Genomic DNA, 18,954 nt, shown 5'->3' on the forward strand with positions numbered 1-18,954 from the left:
AAAGAGTGCCAGTCACACTGAGCCGCCAGCCGCTCGACTCACTCGGCCCGTCCTGTCGAGGCTCCCGCGCGAGCGGGAGCCACGCGGATACAATGGATTTCCGACTTCTTGGGAATGACGAATCCAAGGCATTTAAGGGCTTGCTTAACAATGGGAGGTCACCATGAACATTCAGTCGATCGGGCAAACCCTTGCCACCTATACGGCCCAAGCCGGCAATAGCCGGCCGGCCAACCCAACCAGTCGCGAAGCGGGCGCAACTCCGGTCGCGGGAAATGCCATGCGGACGGTCGATCTACACAACGTGTCACTGAATGAAATCAACTCGCTGATCAAGGCCGGCGTGGACGGCTTGCTGGACATCGCACCGATGATGCACGGCAACCTGTTCGCAAACGCCGATCCCCAAGCCAGCGCCGACGTCAAGATCGATTATCTCGGCCAAATCGAAGGCGCGATTGCCTTCGACAAGAGCCGTGGCGCCAATACCGACTTTCTGGAATCGGTGCTGACCCAGCTTAAACGCATCGACGGCATGCCGTTGCCGGGCGGGGTGGACGAGTGGGTGTGAGCTTACGAACTTCCACCTGACCAAAATCGCAGTGGGGCCGAAATTTACGCCTAGCGAGGCTGTAGAGAGGATCTGCCCCACGATTGTGAAAGCGCGCCTGTGTCGAGAAAATCCTTGAGTCGATGGCTACTTCGGCCGGAACCTTCAGACTCAGAAGTATCGAAAATAAGGACCAAATCCAAGCTTCCCTCAACCCTTGCAAGGTGACGTAAAGTCCTAGTCGTTTAACTGAAGGGTGGTCCGACTTTTCGACTCTGGTTCCGATTCAGCCCAGACCAAAGCAAACGAATCGCGTACCGGTTTATCTAGAAAGGCTTAAATTTTAACGGGGCCTTCCCAAATTCGGTTTTATATTCACCATTGGGTACGTACCAGCCAGGACCTTGGCTACCGCTTTTCCAACTGACGCGTTTGCCGTCAGTGGTCCATTCTTCCAGTTTGTTCCCGCTTTCTAAAAGATATTGGTCGCCTCTGCAAACAGTGTTGAGCCAAGGATCGACGATTAACCAGGCTTTCGCGGCTTGCAATTGGGAAAATTCGGCCACGCTCGAAAAATTAAGGTGTTTGCTATTAAGCGTGTCCTCTGAAATCAGACAAAAAGCATGATCGCCCTTATCGTGAATGCTGCCGATATAAATCAGTTCGCGTTTGATGAAGTGAATTTTTAGTGCGTAATATCCGCTTAATGCGGCCATTTCACCGCAATTTCCGGATCGATCGCCGATATTCATCTTCACCAGTTGTTCGGCGATATCGTAATCGGATGTTGCACTGCTAATTCGGTGCTTAAAGGAGGCACCGCACTCATTCCAGCGTTTTTCGTGCTTGGCGGTCATCGGCCAGACCTCGGCATGACCGTCCTGGGTTACTTTGTAAAGTTTATTGCTGGACTTATGTCCCTTCTTAAAAAAACTTCTGACTCGATCTTTGATTTCTACTCCGCCTGAAATATTCATACCGTGTTCTCCGCACCTAAGGTTAAGTTCCCTCAGCCGAATCAACTCTTGTGCCAAAATATCATCAATCGGCGGCGATAAACTGAAATCGCAGTGATAGCGGGGCCTCTAGCCAGTTGGCGGGAGCCGACCGAAGATCGTTCAGTCGGTGGTGCATCCGTATTCGACACGATATGACGTGTCGAATACGAAATATCGCGCGGTCGGATTCGATGAGGCAATGGGACGCCCTATTCAGGCGAGAGATTATTACAGGTCGTTAGGATGGATTCTGATCGCTCAAATGCGCGTACGCCGGAAAGGTTTGCAGGCGGTTGTCGTCCAGCGGTTCGCCGACGGTGAAGTGGTAGAGGCTTTGCCAGGTGTCGTTTTGCAAGCCCAAGACGCCGTGGACGGCGTCGTCGAAGAAGCAGCCGATGCCGGTGCCGCGCACGCCGGCGGCTTCGGCTTCCAGATATAAAATTTGGCCGAGCAGGCCGCATTCCCAGAACAGCCGCCGGTAGCGCCAGGCTTCGGCGTTGACGTTGGCGGCGAAGCGGGCGAGCATCCCTAGACTAAACGCGCTGTCGCTGGCGATCGGCTGATGGCAGGATAGGGTTTTCGCGGCTTGGCGAACGTTCCCTGCGGTCAACAGGTAAAACTCGAACGGCGCTTCGACGCGCTGCCAAATGTAATCGGCGGAGCAGACCTGTTTCAACGCGTCGAGTTCGCCGGCGCGCGGCAGACAGTAAAGTCCCGGCTCCAGACCATCCACTCGATGCACGAAGAAAAACAATTGCACTTGCGCCGGCCAGTTCCAGGCTGTGAACGGCGGTCTGGCGCCGGGCAGCAGCGCGGCGAGGATGCGGTAAAAGTCGGCGACGGGCAGCGGCGCCGATTTGCCGTTGAAGTGTTGGGCGCTGCGACGTTGGCGGATCAAGCGGCTGGCGAGTTCGTCCCGGCTGGGAGCGGGCAGGTTGGCGGCCGGCCAGATTTGCCGCTCGATCGGCGTCGCCGGTTTCAGCGCGTGTTCGGCGACTTCGTCGATTACCGGCCAGCGGTAGAAATGCCGGCCGCTCAAACGACCGGTTTTGCCGAACCATTCCGCCGTTTGCAGGCAACCCGACAAAGCGGCCGGATCGAAAGCGGCCGTGCTTGGCGCGTCGGCGTGAATGCGACAAAACAGGTCGGCCGCTTCGCGTTCGTTGGCCACGAAGTCGTCGGCCCGGTCCAAGCCCAACCAAGCGGCGATGTCGGCGTCGCCGGCCTCGCTCAGCAATTCCACCCGCCAGCCCAGTCCCGCCGCCGCGTAGCTCAGGGCGGCCAGGGCATGGCCGATGTCGTGTTGGCAATAGCGGAAGGCGCGTTCGCCGTATTTCCAGGCTTCCCGCCAATGGATGGACGATAGGCCCAGGTATAGCGCCGGCTCGCAACCGTCGGCGCTGAACGCCGCCCGCCGTTCCAATGCGTGGTCGTGGCTGACGTAGTGGTAGACGCCGGGGCCCAGCAGCTTGGGGTCGGTACTGACCAGATAGGCTTCGGTCGGATGCAGGTTGCCGCTGGACGGATTGCAGCGCAACGACCAGCGGTCCGGGCCGAATTGCTTCCAGGCCGACAAGCCGAAGGCCAGTTCCAGCAATAGCCCGACATTTTTCAGCGAGGCCGGCCGAGGGGCGATGCTCGCGGGGTGGTCCAACTCAGCGAAGCGGCAGGCCAGCTCGGCGCCCGGCAGCGGCAGCTTGACGATATCGCAACCGGCAAAACGCCGAAACGGGCTGGGCTGGTCGTCCCAGTCCAGCGATTCCGGGCCCTTGGCATAGGCATTCAGTTGGTGTTTGGTCCGGTTGTGGTACTGGACGACGGCGGTGGCGTTCGGCATGAGTGGGTATGGGCGTGGTTTGATTTACGAATGGCTGGGAAAGTCATTGGGCGCGGTGGCGCCAATCCGGTGTCGGAACGCCGTCAGTCGCGGTTGTAGCCGCTGCCACGCCAATGTCGTTCATTCGCCGCTAAGCCGTGCAGGCGTGACGGCTTAGTGGTGGGTGACCGCTTCGGCCTCCGGTTCCGGCGCGACCAGGTCCTCGCTCCAGCAGCCGATGGGCCGGCCCAAATTCATCTCCTGATCTTCGAAGCGCACCAGGAATACGGTCAGCGACGGGTCTTCCTCGACGTGGCCCTTCATGACGATCACGCCGCGGGCGCCGGCTTCGGCCAGCACCGCGCCTTCCTCGCCTTCCGGCATGCTGCCGTCGTCTATGATGCTATGAGCCGCGTAAACCACGTCGCCCAAATCCAAATCTTCTACGTTCATTTTTTTCTCCAATCTTGTTTGTAGCAAAGCCGACAAAAAGGCCGGCATTGTTGCGAAACGGCTCGCCGAATCGAGGATTTCGGCGGCCTGCTATCCAGCAAATTCAGCCTTTGTGCCGGAATCGGCGGGCATGGCATGCTGGTTGCATTAACGAGTTACAAGATCAATGCCAAACCGTTCTCAGGAGACTCAAGAACATGATTACATTAACAGAAAGCGCTATTAAGGCCGTGGGTCGTTTTATCAGCAGTTCCGACAAGCCGACCGGCGGACTGCGCATCGAGGTTACCGATGGCGGTTGTTCCGGTTTGTCTTACGGCTTGCGGTTGGAAGCGAAGGAAAATCCCGATGATAGCGTGATCGACTGCGGCGAAGTCAAAGTATTTGTCGATCCGCTCAGCTTCCCTAAGTTGGACGGCATGTCCATCGATTTCGTCGACAGCCTGGAAGGCTCCGGATTCAAGTTTACCAATCCCAACGCAGTGAAAAGCTGTGCCTGCGGTTCGTCGTTTACTACCGGCGATAACGGCGGTGCTCCTAAATCCTGTTCTTAAGTTTGCGAGGTCAATGTCATGTGGGATTATTCAGATAAAGTTAAAGATCATTTCTTCAACCCGAAAAATGCCGGCGCGGTGGCGGATGCCAATGCGATCGGCGAAGTCGGTTCCATTAGTTGCGGCGACGCGTTGCGTCTGACGTTGCGGGTCAACGAAGATACCGAAATCATTGAAGACGCCGGTTTCCAAACCTTCGGTTGCGGTTCGGCGATTGCGTCCTCTTCGGTTTTGACCGAAATCATTAAGGGCTTGACGCTGGACGAAGCGTTGAAAGTGACCAACCAAGACATCGCCGCCGAACTCGACGGTCTGCCGCCGGAAAAAATGCACTGCTCGGTGATGGGTCGCGAAGCCCTGCAAGCGGCGGTCGCCAACTATCGCGGCGAAGAGTGGAAAGACGATCATGCGGAAGGCGCGTTGGTCTGCAAATGCTTTGCAATCGATGCGGTGATGATCGAAGAGATGGTGTGGGCCAACAAACTGCGCACCGTCGAGGACGTGACTAACTTCACCAAGGCTGGCGGCGGTTGCGCGTCTTGCCATGAAGACATCGAAGCGATCCTGGAAAAGGTCCTGAAGGAACGCGGCGAATCCTTCGATCCGACCGCCGCGCCGGCCGCTAAACCCACGCCGGTCGTTGCCGAAAAAGGGCCGATGACCAATCTGCAACGCATCAAGAAAATCGAGGAAGTGATCATGTCCTTCCGTCCGCAATTGATGGCCGACGGCGGCGACGTTGAGTTGGTGGAAGTGGTCGATAAAACCGCTTACGTCAACATGACCGGCGCGTGCAACGGTTGCCAAATGTCGGCGATGACGATTGCCGGTATCCAGCAACGGCTGATGGAAGTCATGGGCGAATTCATTAAAGTCGTCCCGGCTTCGCAAATGCCGAAATTGGTGAACATCCAGGAGGCTGGTCATGCCTGACATTTATCTGGATAACAACGCCACCACCAAGGTGGACAGCATCGTTGTCGATGCGATGATTCCCTACTTCACCGAACAGTTCGGTAACCCGTCGTCGATTCACCGCTTCGCCGACGGCGTGGCGCGGGCCATCAAAAAAGCGCGCAGTCAGGTTCAGGAATTGTTGGGCGCCGAGCACGACTCCGAAATCATCTTTACCTCATGCGGCACCGAGTCGGATTCCACTGCGATTTTGTCGGCGATCAAATGCCAACCGAATCGCAAGGAAATCATTACCACCACGGTGGAACACCCGGCGATCCTGAATCTGGTCGAAAATCTGGAAAAAGAAGGCTACACGATACACCGCTTGCCGGTGGACAAACGCGGCCGGCTGAATCTGGATGCCTACCAAAAATTGTTGTCCGACCAAGTCGCGATCGTCTCGGTGATGTGGGCCAACAACGAAACCGGCACGATATTCCCGGTCGAAAAAATGGCCGAAATGGCCAACGCGGCCGGCGTGATGTTTCATACCGACGCGGTGCAGGCGGTCGGCAAGATTCCGATGATGTTGCAGGACACCAAAATCGACATGCTCAGCCTGTCCGGCCATAAACTGCACGCGCCCAAAGGCATAGGCGTGTTGTATTTGCGCCGCGGCACCCGCTTCCGGCCGTTGCTGCGCGGCGGCCATCAAGAGCGCGGCCGCCGGGCCGGCACCGAGAACACGGCGTCCATCGTCGGTCTCGGCGTGGCTTGCGAACTGGCGATGCAGCATATGGAATACGAAAACACCCAGGTCATGGCGATGCGCGACCGGCTGGAGAAAGGCATTGTCGAGGCGGTACCGCATTGCTTCGCAACCGGCGATTTGGAAAACCGTTTGCCGAACACCACCGACATCGCGTTCGAATACATCGAGGGCGAAGCGATCTTGATGCTGCTCAACAAGGCTGGTATCGCGGCGTCCAGCGGCTCGGCCTGTACCTCGGGTTCGTTGGAGCCTTCGCACGTGATGCGGGCGATGGATATTCCTTACACCGCCGCCCACGGTACCATCCGCTTTTCGTTCTCGCGCTACAACACGATGAGCGAAGTGGAAGAGGTGCTGAAAGTGATGCCTAACATTGTCGCAACCTTGCGGAAACTGTCGCCGTACTGGGATAGCGTCAACAATTGCCCGGTCGCCAATCCGGAACAGGCGTTTCAACCAACCTACGCCTAAAGCCGGCAAGGGGCTTGGTCCGCTTCGCCACTAAACCCCATGCGTCGGTGCAAGCCGCGCCTGGGGTTTTTTACATTCAGGCGCTAACGATTTCGCGGTTAACGGTGCGCGGGTAGTCGGCTTAGCGTGCGTAGGTTGATCAACATCGCCACGCTTTCGGCTAAAAATGCCGGCCAGGCTTGCCAAAACCAGTCGTTGCCGATCCAGGCCAGGCTGGAAGCCAAAAGACCGATGCGCATGCGGCGATTGTCCAGATAAAACAAGGCCAGGGTGGTGTTGATCACGGCGAAAGCCGGCAATAACGAAATCGCGCCTTGCCAGGACATCCACGTCAGCACGCCGAACAGGCCGACAAACAGCGTCGTCGCCCAGTGTTTTTGCGGCGCATGCGTCCAGCGGCTGGATAGCGCCGTGCGCAAGGCGGTGCAGGCCATGGTCAGCGCGGCGGTCCAGGCGTCCAGCAATGCATATTGCAAAGCCCACAGTAGCGCGCCGGCCGCCGACCAGCGCCTGAATCTCAGTCCATTTTCGGCAAAGTAGGCGCGCCATTCGACGATTACGCCGATCCCGCCGGCCAGATAGGCCCAACCGTGTTGAATCGGCGGGCCCGCCAACAGGCCGGCCAGTTCGTTCATGGGTTCCAGGGTGGTTCGTCGCCGTCGTAGGGAACGAAATCGGCGATCGTCGGTAGCGTGACCGTGCCGTTGCCGGTCGATGCCTTAGTTTGAGCGGTCTTAACCGGTTTGGGCGAAGGGTCGCCGAGCTCGGCGCCGGCCCATTGCGCGAAGGCGGCCGGATCCTTGCCGGCCGGTACGTACCATTTCTTGGCAGCGGCGTCCCAGCGCGCGCCCAGTGCCTTGGCGGCGTCCTTTTGGGCGTAGGGCACGTTCAAATAGAGTTTGCTGTCGGTCATGTCGAATCAGAGACTGCGCGGGTACCTACCCGCGCCGGCATTTTAGTGCATCGCCGCTTCGGCTAGCCATCGTTATCACCGTCCATGCGGTGAATGCGCGCCGCTCCGCCGCGCGCTGGGCGGAGCGGCGCGGCCAGAGTCGCCAGCGCCGATGCTCATGCGCCGGGTTCGCGCCGATCGGTCCCGGTCTCCTGAATTCGCGAAACTTCCGGCTTACTTCGAGTGGTTTTTTCTATCGTCCCCGCCGAGATTGCTGGCGTAGGTGCTGGCCGCGAATAGCGCGGAGGAAATGATGTACTCGCCGGAGAAAAAGCCGACGAGACCGGTGACGAAAATCAAACCTGTCAGTATGTCGCGTTGTAAATTACTCATGTCGATCTCCTGAAAATCTAACACGCTGACACAATAGGGCTAATGCAGTTAATTAACAATGGGCCGAACTTGACATGGCTTATTTCTTATTAAGAAGCAAATTTGCCGGAACTTTGTGAAAAAGCCCACTAGACGCCGATTTAGGCCGGGTGAGTGTTAGCCGTCATTTCCTGCGCGGTTTGCAATGCGAATTTCAGGCTGCTGAGATTGGCCAGTCCGGTGCCGGCCAGTTCCAGCGCGGTGCCGTGATCGACCGAAGTTCGGACGATGGGCAGTCCCAGCGTGATGTTGACGGCTTGGCCGAAACCTTTGAATTTCAGTACCGGCAGGCCTTGATCGTGGTACATCGCCAAAACCGCGTCGGCGTCGTCCAGGTATTTGGGGGTGAACAGCGTGTCGGCCGGTAGTGGCCCGAGCAGGTTCAAACCGGCCGTGCGTAGGGATTCCAGGGTCGGTTCGATGATCTCGATTTCTTCTCGGCCCAGATGGCCGCCTTCGCCGGCGTGCGGATTCAGACCGCAGACCAGAATTTTCGGTTGGGCGATGCCGAAACGTTGGCGTAAGTCGTGGTCCAGTAAGCGAATGACCGCCGTCAAACTTGATGGCGTGATTTCCGCGCTGACTTGCGCCAGCGGAAGGTGGGTGGTGGCCAGCGCCACGCGCAGGCCGGGCGTCGCCAGCATCATGACCGGAGTGCCGCCGGTGATATCGGCGATGAATTCGGTGTGGCCGCTAAACGCGATGCCGGCGTCGTTGATAATGCCCTTATGCACCGGCGCTGTTACCAACGCCGCGAACCGGCCGTCCAGGCAGCCCAGGGTCGCCAGCCGTATCGTTTCCAGCACATAGGCGCTGTTGGCCTGATCGAGTCGGCCGCAGTCGGCCGGCGCGTTCATTGCGACCGGCAGGACGGTGAGGTGACCGGGTTTGTCGGGTTCGATAGCCGCGTGGTGGTCGAAGAGGTCTATCGTCAGCGGCAGACCGAGTTTGTCGGCGCGTTGCCGTAACAGCTCGGGATCGGCAATCGCGACCAACCGGCAGGGATGGGCGGATTGCGCGAGCTGCACGCACAAGTCCGGGCCGATGCCGGCCGGTTCGCCCGGCGTCAGCGCGATGCGGACCGCCGGAGTCATGCGGAGTGCCGCTTGCCGCCGCCAAGGTTAGCGCGGCGCATGTTCCTGGCAGATTTGTTCGCTATCGGTGCTGCTGAGTTTTTCCTGGGTCAGCAGGCAGAAATAGTCGCCGTCTTTCTCGCTGAAATTCCGGCAGGTTTTGCAAACGCCGAACGATTGCGATTGGTTGGCTTTTTGCAGCGCGGTCAGCGCTTGTTGAAATACGTTGGCGTCGGACGGCGGGGCGTCGCTGGCGATCAGGATTTGGGTGGCGCTTTGAAATAAATCGGACGGTCTGGCTTGTTTCAGCACTTCGGCGCCGTCGGCCAGCAATTGCAGATGGACGACGCGCTTGTCGCGGGTGTCCTGGCGTTTGCCGATGTAGCCTTTTTTCTCCAGGATAATCAGTGATTGCGACACGGTGCCGCGCGTCATTCCCAAATAATTGGCGACCGCCGCCGGGGTGTCGCTGTATTTATTGCAGCGCGACAGGTAGTTCAACACCTGGAAATGGACCGGTTGCAAGCCCAGTTCCGTGCATTTTTTCCGTTCCTCGGAGCGGATCAGCGTGGTCATGCACTCGATAAGTTCATAAATATCAGTCTGTTGCATAAGTCGCTTTGGGTTTGGATTCGAGAGGTTGACAAGAGCATGCATCGAGCGTTAAATTGATAGCGAATCGAAACATTAATGTATAACATTCGGCCTGGAGTCAACAAGCGCTCATTTTACCATGCGGGTCGCAAGGCTGTCCGGCTTGACCTTTTATGGTTTAATGCCGCGCGTTGACTCTTTTTTTCACCAGCGGATGACCAGGAATTTCAATGAAAACAATTAGAAAAAGACAACTGAACCTATCCCTATTGGCGGGCGCCGTCGCGACGCTGTTGGCATCCGGATTGGCGAATGCAAAATCGGACGACATGCACCAGATTTTTCAAGATAACTGCGCCAGTTGCCACGGCTCCGACTTGGGCGGTTATTTGGCCCCGGCGATCAACGCCACCACGCTGAAGGGCCGCAGTCCCACCGCGTTGCGCACCATCGTGATGGCCGGCAGCTTCGATACGCTGATGCCGCCGTTCTACGGCAAGCTCAGCGACGATGAAATTCGTGGCGTCATCAAATATTTGCAAGCCACGCCGAAGCAACCGAATCCCGCCTGGACCATCGACGACATGAAGAAGTCGCTGAGAGTCTACGTCAAGGACGAATCCACGTTGCCGGCCAAGCCGACGTTTCAAATCGACGACAAATTCGAAAATCTGATCGGTGTGGCGGCGCGCGGCAAATACGGTCGCGGCGAAGGTTCGAAAGCCATCTTTATCAACAGCGCCACCCACCAAAAAGTGGGTGAGGTCGCTACCGGCACCGCCGCGCATATCATTGACTTCAATCCGGCCAACCCGCGTTGGGCTTATGTCAAAACCGACACCGCCGAGATTTTCAAGGTCGATCTTTACTCGATGAAGGCCGTACGCAGCATCAAAACCGGCTGGAACGGCCCCGGCATGGGCGTATCCCGCGACGGAAAATACATCATGGCCGGTTCCTTCGTGCCGCATAACGCGGTGATTTTGGATGCCGACACGCTGGAGCCGTTGAAAACCTTCGAACTGGAAGGCACCGATCCCGACGGCAAGCATGTTTCCTCCGATTCCGGCATGATCATCGGCACTCCGTATGCCGACATTTTCGCGATCGCGCTGGAAAACGCTGGCCAGGTCTGGGTGGTCGATTACAAAAAAGAAGGCTTCCCGGTGACCCGCATCGAAAACGTCGGCCACCATTTGCATGACGCCTTCCTGACCCACGGCGGCAAGAAATTGATGGTCGCGTCCTATGACGACAGCATCGTCGCCGCGATCGATTTGGAAGAACGCAAGCTGATCAAAAAACTCGAAGCCGGTTGCGTGCCGCACGTCGGCGGCGGTTCGGCGGTCAAGGTCGATGGTCGTACCCTGGGCTTTGGCACCAACTTCGGCGATTGCGACAAAATGGTGGTCAGCGTTTGGGACTTGGACAAAATGGAAGTCGTCAAGCAAGTACCGGTATCCGGCGGCACCGAATCGCCGGCTGCTCACGCCAACGCGCCTTATGTCGCGGTGGACATTATCAGCAAGGATAGACGGGCCCGCACCGTGCAGTTGATCGACAAGAAAACGCTGGAAGTGGCGAAAACCCTGGATGTCGGCGGTCACGCCTACTTTCCGGAATACAGCGCCGACGGCAAATTCTTGTATATCTCAGCCGGTTATAACGGCGATGAAGTGGTGGTTTACGACTCCAACAGCCTGCAAAAAGTCGCCAGCATTCCGATGGAAAGCCCGGCCGGCATTTTCTCCCGAGGCCGGGTCAAATATATGACCCGCGGCTTGTCGCCCGACGAAATGGAGCAAGGCAAATGAGAGCAAAAATTTCCTTGATCCTGCTCGGCGGCCTCATCGCGGCCGGTCCCGGGCAGGCGACGAGTTTGTACGTCGGCCAAAGCAAGGCCGGCGCGGTCTGCGCGCAATGTCACGGTATCCGGATGCCCAGCGCCGACGCGCCGTTTCCGCCGCTGGGCGGCCGCGATCCCGAGTATTTGAAAACCGCGATCAAGCAATACCGCGACAAGACCCGCAAATCGGACATCATGAACGCGATTGCCGGTTCGCTGACCGATAGCGAAATCAACGACATCGCCGCGTATTACGGTAGCGTCAAGCCTTGATGCGTCGCGTTGGCTGTGTGCTGGGCTGCGTGTTGAGTTTTGGCGTATCTGGTGAAGAACCCGGCCCGGCCCGGCAGCAGGAGTTGCTGAACATGCTCAAGCATGATTGCGGCTCCTGCCATGGTCTGCCGCCGAAAGGCGGCCTGGGGCCGTCGCTGATGCCGGAAGCGTTGGCCGGCAAAAGCGATGCGGTGTTGATCGATGCAATTCGCAACGGCAGGCCGGGTACGGCGATGCCGGCTTGGAAGCCGTTTTTGGACGACCGCGAAATAGCTTGGATGGTAGGCCGGTTACGGCAAGCGTATTAGCTGCATTGTCGGTGCTTAGCCGGGTAAAATTGCCGGAATTCAAATCTTCGAGAGGCAGGATCATGTCTACCATCACTCAATTATCGCAACTGGATTTAAACGGTCACTATTCCTACGCCGATTATCTGAACTGGCGTTTGAACGAAACCGTGGAATTGATCAAAGGCAAGATCAGTTTGATGAGCCCGGCGCCGAGTTTGGATCATCAGCGGATCTCCTGGCAGTTGAGCGGATTGTTATTCGAGTATTTCAGAAAAAAGCCATGCCGGGCTTTTTCCGCACCATTCGATGTCCGACTCTACGACCGCCGGAAATCAGTCGTTGCCAATCAGGATATTTATACAGTCGTCCAACCCGATTTGTGCGTAATTTGCGCAACCGAGAAATTGGATCAACGCGGTTGCCTGGGCGCGCCGGACTGGATTATCGAGATTCTGTCGCAAGGCAATTCCAAAAAAGAAATGCAGACTAAATTCGAGTTGTACCGGGAAAGCGGGGTCAAGGAATACTGGATTGTCTATCCGTTCGAACAAGCAGTACACCAATTTGTACTCGACGAAGCAGGGGATCAATACCGCTTGCTGAACATGTTTTCCGGCGAGGACAGTGCAACGCCACATCTATTCCCGGACTGCGCTATCGACTTGCAGGAAGTGTTTGCCGAATAATTTTCAGATGGATTTATGAATCGACTCACCGTTGCCATTTGCGTGGCATTGTTTTGCTTTACATCCATCCGCGCTGAGCTTCGCCCCACCGGCGACCTCGGCGTGGTGATCGAGCGGGAGGCCGGTACGGTGCAAATCGTCAATACCAGCAAACCGGCAATGCTGAGCCGTATCCAAGGTTTGGGCGACTTGTCGCATGCTTCGGTGGTGTTCTCCCGCGATCAGCGCTACGCCTACGTGTTTGGCCGCGACGGCGGGCTGACCAAAGTCGATTTACTGCAAGACAAGATAGACAAACGCATCATTCAGGCCGGCAACAGCATCGGCGGCGCGATTTCCCAGGATGGCAGGGTCATTGCCGTCTCCAATTACACGCCGGGTGGCGTGAAACTGTTTGACGCCGAAACGCTGGAGTCGCTGGCCGAAATTCCGGCCGTCTACGGTGAAGACAATAAATTGTCCAAGGTCGTCGGCCTGGTTGATGCGCCGGGCCAGCGCTTCGTCTGTAGCCTGTTCGAAGCCAATGAAATCTGGTTGATCGACGCCAAAAATCCGCGCCAACCCGGCGTTAAAAAATTTAAGGACATTGGCAAAGCGCCTTACGACGCCTTGCTCAGTCCCGACGGCCATTTCTATGCCGCCGGTTTGTTCGGCGAAAAAGGCCTGGCCTTGCTGGATTTGTGGCAGCCGGATAAAGGCGTTCAGCATATTCTGGAAGACTACGGCAAGGACGACGAGCAATTGCCGGTCTACAAAATGCCGCATCTGGAGGGCTGGACCATTGCCGGCGATTGGCTGTTCGTGCCGGCCATCGGGGCGCATGAAGTGCTGGTTATCGATAAAAAAGACTGGGAGTTGGTCAAGCGGATTCCAGTGGCGGGCCAGCCGGTGTTTGTCAGCGGTCGACCTGATGGCCGGCAGATCTGGGTGAATTTCGCGTTTCCGGACAACCAGACCGTGCAGGTCATCGACGTCAAGGATTTCAGCCTAATAAAAACCCTGCAACCCGGCAAGGCCGTGCTGCACATGGAATTCAGCCCGCGCGGCGAAGCGGTGTGGCTGGCGGTGCGCGACGAGGACAGGCTGATGGTTTACGACACCGAAACCTTTGCCGAAGTCGCGCGCTTGCCGGCGCAAAAGCCCAGCGGAATCTTTTTCTCGGACCGCGCGAATCGGATAGGCTGGTAGCGCATGCTGACACCGTTGCAACAACGCCTGCTCAACGATTATCAGCAGGATTTTCCGCTGAGCCCGACGCCGTTTCGGGACATCGCCGCACAGCTCGGCGTCAGCGAGGATGAGGTGTTGCTGGCCTTCGAGCATTTGGCCGATCGACAAATGATCAGCCGGATCGGTCCGGTGATTACGCCGAACAGCATCGGCAGCAGCGCGCTGGTGGCGATGGCGGTGCCGGAATCCGACTTGGCCCGCGTCGCCGAATTGGTCAGCGCCTATCCGGAGGTCAATCATAACTATGAACGCGAGAATCGCTTCAATCTATGGTTTGTGCTGATCGCCGATGACGAAAACCATCTTAACGCGGTGATTGCCGCCATCGAAGCGCAGGCCGGCTATTCGGCCATGGTATTGCCGATGCTGGCCGACTACTTTATTAACCTGGGCTTCGAGTTGAATTTGCATGATTGATGCCGCCGATTACCGTTTGATTGCCGCCGTACAGGCTGGCCTGCCGATTGCCGCCAGGCCGTATGCGCTGATCGCCGAGCGCTTGGGCTTGAGCGAAACCGAGGTGCTTGTCCGCTTGGCCAGCTTGAAGCAGCAGGGTTTGATCAAGCGCTGGGGCGTCGTCGTCAAACACCGGCAGCTGGGCTATCGCGCCAATGCAATGATCGTGATGAACGTGCCCGACCATCGGGTTGCCGAGATTGGCGGGTTGGTCAGCCGGCAGGCCTGCGTCAACCTTTGCTATCAACGGCCGCGCCAAGGCGACATCTGGCCGTATAACCTGTATTGCATGATCCACGGCAAGAGCCGCGACGTCGTGTTGGCGCAGTGGGCCGAGTTGCGCGAGGTCTGCCGCTTGAGTGAATTCGCCTGCGAAGTGTTGTTCAGCCGGCGTTGCTTCAAGCAGCGCGGGGCTTTATACGCCCGTTACGTCAACCATCAAGAAAGCCCGGTTTCGGCCGGAGCAGCGCGAGCAGAGCCGACGGCCAGCGGGTTGAGTTTCGCTTTGCAAATGGCTTGAATATGGATGCCATCGACAAAGCCATCGTCAACCGCCTGCAGCAAGGTTTTCCGATTTGCGCGTCGCCTTACCGGCGGGTCGCGGACGAATTGGGCATTGCGGAAGCGGATTTACTGAGCCGCTTGCAAGCCTTGCTGTCCGACGGCGTGCTGTCCCGCTTCGGGCCGATGTATCACGCCGAGCACATGGGCGGCGCGTTAAGCTTGGCGGCGCTGAAAGTGCCGGAAGAACGCTTCGACGAAGTCGCCGACATCGTCAACGCCTTCCCGGAAGTCGCCCACAATTACGCCCGCAACCATGTCTTGAACATGTGGTTCGTGCTGGCCACCGAACAACCCGAGCAAGTGGCGGAGGTGATCGCCGAAATCGAGCGCCGCGCCGGCCTCGCCGTCTATAACATGCCGAAAATTCACGAATATTACGTGGGTTTGCAATTGGAAGCTTAATCGGGCGGAGTTTGTTGGATACGTGAAATAGGTGTATAAAACGCGCACGATTTGTTTAGTAGGAGTTGGCTATGTCCGTTCGTTTCAATGTGGTGTTGTCCGATGATCTCAATCGCGAGCTTGATCGCGTGGCCCAGGAAAATGAAACCAACAAAAGCGAGATCATGCGCAAGGCCATGACCTTGTTACTTGGCCGCGCAGGATGGTCGCCGGCGTGGGCTAAAGCTGGGCTTGGTGGAGCCGACCACCCAAAAATTGGAAACTGAAATTATTGGTTTATGAACCATATCGATCTTAACCAGCCTCCGCCCGACCACACCTTCAGCGTTTCGGTAAACCGGGAAGAAACCGACGGCGAGCGGCGGGTAAGATTATTCAAGGATTTGGCTCTGTTCGTGGTGGCGTTGGGTTTTGTGATCACGATTGCCACCCTGTGTTACTCCACGTTGCTACCCAGTTCAGCCAGTGCCGAGGAAAAGAAATGGGCGATGTCGATTCTTTCCGCGGCCACCGGCGGCTTGATCGGTTATCTGATCCGCAAATGACCGTGACCCGGCTTAGAGTGCTCGATCCCTTAGACCGTCAAATCGTCCAAGCCACCCAATCCGGCCTGCCCTTGGTCGCGGAGCCATACCAAGCAGTGGCCGAACAACTGGGATTGTCCGCGCGAACCGTGATGTTGTGTCTGGCCGAGATGCAACAGACCGGCGTGATTCGGCGTATCGCGGCGGTGCCCAATCACTACAAGCTGGGTTATCGCTTTAACGGCATGACGGTGTGGGATGTCGAAGATCAGCTTGTCGACGCGCTTGGACAACAAGTGGCGACGCTGCCGTTCGTCAGCCATTGCTACCGGCGACCCCGGCATTTGCCGGATTGGCCCTATAACCTGTTTGCGATGGTGCACGCGAAAACCGAGCAGGATGCCGAGCGGCAGGTGGCGATGATTGCCGAGCGCCTGGGCGAACATGCCCGCGCCCACGAAGTGTTGTACAGCACCAAGATTTTGAAAAAAACCGGCTTGCGGATTGGTGGCTAAGCCATGTTTAGACTGAGCCAATTCATGCGTGAAGTGCTGGAGCCGACGCCGACAAAGCCGGCGCGCAAGCCGTCCGGCCCGGTGGTGATCTGGAATCTGATCCGCCGCTGTAATCTGACCTGCAAGCACTGCTACACCACGTCGGCCGACATCGATTTCCCCGGCGAACTCACCACGCCGGAAATTTATGCGGTGATGGACGACCTAAAGGCGTTCAAGGTACCGGTGCTGATTCTGTCCGGCGGCGAACCCCTGCTGCATCCGGATATTTTCGCGATCTCTCAGCGCGCCCGCGACATGGGCTTTTACGTGGCCTTGTCCAGCAACGGGACCTTGATTGACCAGTCCAACATCGCCCAAATCGCCGCGATCGACTACCAATACATCGGCGTCAGCCTGGACGGCATGCGCGAGGCTCACGATAAATTTCGCCAGAAGCCAGGTTCGTTCGATGCGTCGCTGGCCGGCATTCGCCTGTGCCGCGAGCACGGGATCAAGGCCGGCATTCGGTTTACGTTGACCCAGGATAACGCCCACGATTTCGAAGCCTTGCTGCAATTAATGGATGAAGAGGACATCGACAAGTTTTACCTGTCACACCTCAATTACGGCGGGCGCGGCAATAAAAACCGCAAGGACGATGCCGAATTTCAATTGACCCGCAAGGTGATGGATACCTTATTCGAGACAGTGCTGAACTGGGAGCAACAAGGCCTGCACCGCGAAGTGGTGACCGGCAACAACGACGCCGATGCGGTGTATTTTCTGCATTGGCTCAAACGCCGCTTTCCCGAGTGCGCCGAGCACATTCAGGCCAAATTGCAGCAATGGGGCGGCAATGCCTCCGGCGTCAACGTCGCCAATATCGACAATCTGGGCAATGTCCACCCCGACACCTTCTGGTGGCATTACGATCTAGGGAATGTTCGCAAACGGCCATTTTCGGACATCTGGGCCGATGTCTCCGATCCGTTGATGGCCGGATTGAAAGCCTCGCCTAGGCCCTTGCAAGGCCGTTGCGGTGCTTGTTATTATCAAGGTATCTGTAACGGCAACACCCGCGTCCGGGCCCAACAATTGACCGGCGACTTCTGGGCTGAGGACCCCGGCTGCTATCTGAGCGACGCGGAAATTGCCCGCTAGAGGCGGATGCTATTAGGTCAACGGATCGCTATACCATTATGAAAGTATTTTTCCCTGGAGCGAGAACAGTCGCCGCAAAGCGCCTCCCTCGGGTTGAAGATTGCAGCGGGATTTCGTTATGGAGCGGCTCCGACCGCGACCGACAACGTTCCCGCACTGGACATCTCGCCAATGTCCAATCCCTTGCAATGTTACCAGGGTCAATACTACTTTGTCGGATTTCAGAATTCCGGTTACCGGAGCTTGTCATTCCGGCATCAATCGCCGGAATCAAGGCGGCATGGACAGTTCGAAGCTCGCCATCCGCGGCACTACCCCTCCCCTCTTTCCCGGCGGGTAGGCCAGCACCCGCACGTGCGCCGCCTGGGCCTGTTCCGCCATCAAACGCAGGCCGATCGCATGCGCCTCGCGCCAGGCTATGCGCGGTTCCTGCAGATTCGGGACCGGAAATTGCGGTAAGTCCGGCATATCGAACAACGCGACCATCGCCGGTTGGTAGACGGTTTCGCTCAAATTGAAGCCGACCGACGACCAAGCGAACACGAACTGCATCAGCCAGGTCCACAAACCGCCGGCCCGATGTAAGTCAATATTTAGCCGAAACGCCGAGGCCGGCCATTTGATTTTCCAGGCGATCGCCCAACGCGACCGGAAGCCGAACTGGGGTAAATCGGGCAGCGGATAGGCTTTGGGTTTGCGTCGCACCGGAAAGGTTAGGTAAAACGCGACAAAGCAATCGACGGTCCATAGCAGCGCGACAATGCCGAATAGCCACGCCCCGACTTCGTCCAAGGCTATCGAATAATGCAGGCTATAGATCACTCGCAGGATGTTGCGGCGGGTCAGTGGCTACAAGCTTTCGTCCTTGGCGTAGTCGAGCAGTTCGCCGGTGTCCGGATGCAGGCGCAGGCTTTGATGAGCCAATTCGTAGGGTTTGCCGGTCGCCGGGTCGAGGCGCGGCGATAATACCGCTTCGAAAGTCCGGCCAGGTTCTCGGTTTAACATCAGTTGGTCGATCCGGGCATTCGGTTCCAACGCCAACGCTTTGTCGCGCAGCATAAAACCGTCCAACATTGCCTGATCGCGGACTTCCACCCGATACAGGTCCGAATTCAGCCAGTCGTCCAATTCGTGATAAAAGGCCAGCACGCAACCGGTCAGCCTGGCCACGCTCAAAAAAATGCCATGTATTAGCCGGCGTAACGATGTACCAAAACTCAGAAGTGTCGCGTCCAGCTAGCTAGCGAACCTGAATTGTTGCGTTACCCGGGAGAAGGCTGTCGTAAAAGTGGAAACAGAATTCTTTCCGCGAGAAAGAGAGCTGGGTAAGGTGGACCTTCGACAGGCACGGGGGCGAACGTTATTAGCGCGTTTCCGTCGCGGAGCCGACTTGAATGTAATAACGCTATGCCATCGAATGTTGTAAAAGGCTACCGGCGAAACGCGCGGGGCTGTATACCGTTATAGCCGTCCGTGGTTTGGCGGAGTTCAGTATTCGATTTTGATGGGGCCGATAAATGAAC

At 57.4% G+C, this 18,954-nt stretch carries 24 protein-coding genes and 1 pseudogene; 16 read left to right on the forward strand and 9 right to left on the reverse strand.

The features are described 5' to 3' along the window. Positions 1-163: 163 nt before the first annotated feature. A complete protein-coding gene (locus tag AC3B8H_RS08690) occupies positions 164-571 on the forward strand; it encodes a hypothetical protein (RefSeq protein ID WP_488441197.1) in 408 nt (135 codons plus the stop codon). Between the two features lie 305 nt (positions 572-876). Here the strand turns inward: AC3B8H_RS08690 and AC3B8H_RS08695 are convergent, their stop codons facing one another. The 3 genes from AC3B8H_RS08695 to AC3B8H_RS08705 form a co-directional block, all read right to left on the reverse strand. Then, on the reverse strand, positions 877-1,527 hold the full coding sequence (locus AC3B8H_RS08695; RefSeq protein WP_488441198.1) for a hypothetical protein: 651 nt from the start codon (positions 1,525-1,527) through the stop codon (positions 877-879). Between the two features lie 259 nt (positions 1,528-1,786). Continuing rightward, positions 1,787-3,385, reverse strand: a complete 1,599-nt coding sequence (locus AC3B8H_RS08700) for a SagB/ThcOx family dehydrogenase (protein ID WP_488441199.1) — start codon at positions 3,383-3,385, stop codon at positions 1,787-1,789. A gap of 153 nt (positions 3,386-3,538) precedes the next feature. Beyond that, positions 3,539-3,817 (reverse strand): nitrogen fixation protein NifZ, encoded by a 279-nt coding sequence (locus AC3B8H_RS08705; RefSeq protein ID WP_488441200.1) that lies wholly within the window; start codon positions 3,815-3,817, stop codon positions 3,539-3,541. Between the two features lie 197 nt (positions 3,818-4,014). Here AC3B8H_RS08705 and AC3B8H_RS08710 point away from each other — a divergent pair, with 197 nt between their 5' ends. The 3 genes from AC3B8H_RS08710 to nifS are packed head-to-tail and all read left to right on the forward strand — an operon-like array spanning position 4,015 to position 6,511. After that, complete coding sequence (locus AC3B8H_RS08710) at positions 4,015-4,371, forward strand: HesB/IscA family protein (RefSeq protein WP_488441201.1); 357 nt, start codon at positions 4,015-4,017, stop codon at positions 4,369-4,371. A gap of 18 nt (positions 4,372-4,389) precedes the next feature. Beyond that, complete coding sequence (nifU, locus tag AC3B8H_RS08715) at positions 4,390-5,304, forward strand: Fe-S cluster assembly protein NifU (RefSeq protein WP_488441202.1); 915 nt, start codon at positions 4,390-4,392, stop codon at positions 5,302-5,304. Further along, the gene (gene nifS, locus AC3B8H_RS08720) at positions 5,297-6,511 is read left to right on the forward strand and encodes a cysteine desulfurase NifS (protein WP_488441203.1); all 1,215 of its coding nucleotides are present in this window, start codon (positions 5,297-5,299) and stop codon (positions 6,509-6,511) included. Before nifU ends, nifS begins: the two co-directional genes overlap by 8 nt. A gap of 98 nt (positions 6,512-6,609) precedes the next feature. On the opposite strand, the gene AC3B8H_RS08725 is transcribed toward nifS, so the two are convergent. The 5 genes from AC3B8H_RS08725 to AC3B8H_RS08745 form a co-directional block, all read right to left on the reverse strand. Next, positions 6,610-7,146 (reverse strand): YgjV family protein, encoded by a 537-nt coding sequence (locus AC3B8H_RS08725; protein WP_488441204.1) that lies wholly within the window; start codon positions 7,144-7,146, stop codon positions 6,610-6,612. Further along, positions 7,143-7,424 (reverse strand): DUF5710 domain-containing protein, encoded by a 282-nt coding sequence (locus AC3B8H_RS08730; protein ID WP_488441205.1) that lies wholly within the window; start codon positions 7,422-7,424, stop codon positions 7,143-7,145. The genes AC3B8H_RS08725 and AC3B8H_RS08730 overlap by 4 nt, the downstream gene beginning before the upstream one ends. A gap of 213 nt (positions 7,425-7,637) precedes the next feature. Beyond that, positions 7,638-7,796, reverse strand: a complete 159-nt coding sequence (locus AC3B8H_RS08735; RefSeq protein WP_168033175.1) for a hypothetical protein — start codon at positions 7,794-7,796, stop codon at positions 7,638-7,640. 140 nt (positions 7,797-7,936) lie between these two features. Further along, the gene (gene pdxA, locus AC3B8H_RS08740) at positions 7,937-8,929 is read right to left on the reverse strand and encodes a 4-hydroxythreonine-4-phosphate dehydrogenase PdxA (protein WP_488441206.1); all 993 of its coding nucleotides are present in this window, start codon (positions 8,927-8,929) and stop codon (positions 7,937-7,939) included. 27 nt (positions 8,930-8,956) lie between these two features. Continuing rightward, complete coding sequence (locus AC3B8H_RS08745; RefSeq protein ID WP_488441207.1) at positions 8,957-9,520, reverse strand: MarR family winged helix-turn-helix transcriptional regulator; 564 nt, start codon at positions 9,518-9,520, stop codon at positions 8,957-8,959. 212 nt (positions 9,521-9,732) lie between these two features. Between AC3B8H_RS08745 and AC3B8H_RS08750 the strand changes: the two genes are divergently transcribed. The 12 genes from AC3B8H_RS08750 (at position 9,733) to nirJ (ending at position 17,431) form a co-directional block, all read left to right on the forward strand. After that, positions 9,733-11,316, forward strand: a complete 1,584-nt coding sequence (locus AC3B8H_RS08750; protein WP_488441208.1) for a cytochrome D1 domain-containing protein — start codon at positions 9,733-9,735, stop codon at positions 11,314-11,316. After that, complete coding sequence (locus AC3B8H_RS08755; RefSeq protein WP_488441209.1) at positions 11,313-11,621, forward strand: c-type cytochrome; 309 nt, start codon at positions 11,313-11,315, stop codon at positions 11,619-11,621. Before AC3B8H_RS08750 ends, AC3B8H_RS08755 begins: the two co-directional genes overlap by 4 nt. Beyond that, a complete protein-coding gene (locus tag AC3B8H_RS08760) occupies positions 11,621-11,929 on the forward strand; it encodes a c-type cytochrome (RefSeq protein ID WP_488441218.1) in 309 nt (102 codons plus the stop codon). The genes AC3B8H_RS08755 and AC3B8H_RS08760 overlap by 1 nt, the downstream gene beginning before the upstream one ends. Before the next feature lie 62 nt (positions 11,930-11,991). Then, positions 11,992-12,597 carry a Uma2 family endonuclease gene (locus tag AC3B8H_RS08765; protein ID WP_488441210.1) on the forward strand — a complete coding sequence of 202 codons (606 nt, stop codon included), beginning with the start codon at positions 11,992-11,994 and terminating at the stop codon, positions 12,595-12,597. Between the two features lie 15 nt (positions 12,598-12,612). Then, entirely contained in the window at positions 12,613-13,785 is a 1,173-nt protein-coding gene (locus AC3B8H_RS08770) for a cytochrome D1 domain-containing protein (RefSeq protein ID WP_488441211.1), read from the forward strand. 3 nt (positions 13,786-13,788) lie between these two features. Further along, a complete protein-coding gene (locus AC3B8H_RS08775) occupies positions 13,789-14,244 on the forward strand; it encodes an Lrp/AsnC family transcriptional regulator (protein ID WP_488441212.1) in 456 nt (151 codons plus the stop codon). Continuing rightward, positions 14,237-14,803 (forward strand): siroheme decarboxylase subunit beta, encoded by a 567-nt coding sequence (ahbB, locus tag AC3B8H_RS08780; protein ID WP_488441213.1) that lies wholly within the window; start codon positions 14,237-14,239, stop codon positions 14,801-14,803. Before AC3B8H_RS08775 ends, ahbB (AC3B8H_RS08780) begins: the two co-directional genes overlap by 8 nt. 2 nt (positions 14,804-14,805) lie before the next feature. After that, the gene (locus AC3B8H_RS08785; protein WP_488441219.1) at positions 14,806-15,249 is read left to right on the forward strand and encodes an Lrp/AsnC family transcriptional regulator; all 444 of its coding nucleotides are present in this window, start codon (positions 14,806-14,808) and stop codon (positions 15,247-15,249) included. Between the two features lie 71 nt (positions 15,250-15,320). Then, a complete protein-coding gene (locus AC3B8H_RS08790; protein WP_488441214.1) occupies positions 15,321-15,515 on the forward strand; it encodes a ribbon-helix-helix domain-containing protein in 195 nt (64 codons plus the stop codon). 12 nt (positions 15,516-15,527) lie between these two features. Next, positions 15,528-15,794, forward strand: a complete 267-nt coding sequence (locus AC3B8H_RS08795; protein WP_488441215.1) for a hypothetical protein — start codon at positions 15,528-15,530, stop codon at positions 15,792-15,794. Positions 15,795-15,796: 2 nt separating this feature from the next. After that, entirely contained in the window at positions 15,797-16,288 is a 492-nt protein-coding gene (ahbB, locus tag AC3B8H_RS08800) for a siroheme decarboxylase subunit beta (protein WP_488441216.1), read from the forward strand. 3 nt (positions 16,289-16,291) lie between these two features. Beyond that, positions 16,292-17,431, forward strand: coding sequence for a heme d1 biosynthesis radical SAM protein NirJ (gene nirJ / locus AC3B8H_RS08805; protein WP_488441217.1), 1,140 nt, complete (start codon positions 16,292-16,294; stop codon positions 17,429-17,431). 270 nt (positions 17,432-17,701) lie between these two features. Here the strand turns inward: nirJ and AC3B8H_RS08810 are convergent. Next, positions 17,702-18,667: pseudogene (locus AC3B8H_RS08810) on the reverse strand (PepSY-associated TM helix domain-containing protein). Positions 18,668-18,954: the final 287 nt, after the last annotated feature.

This window comes from Methylomonas sp. BG-2 (assembly GCF_057766305.1).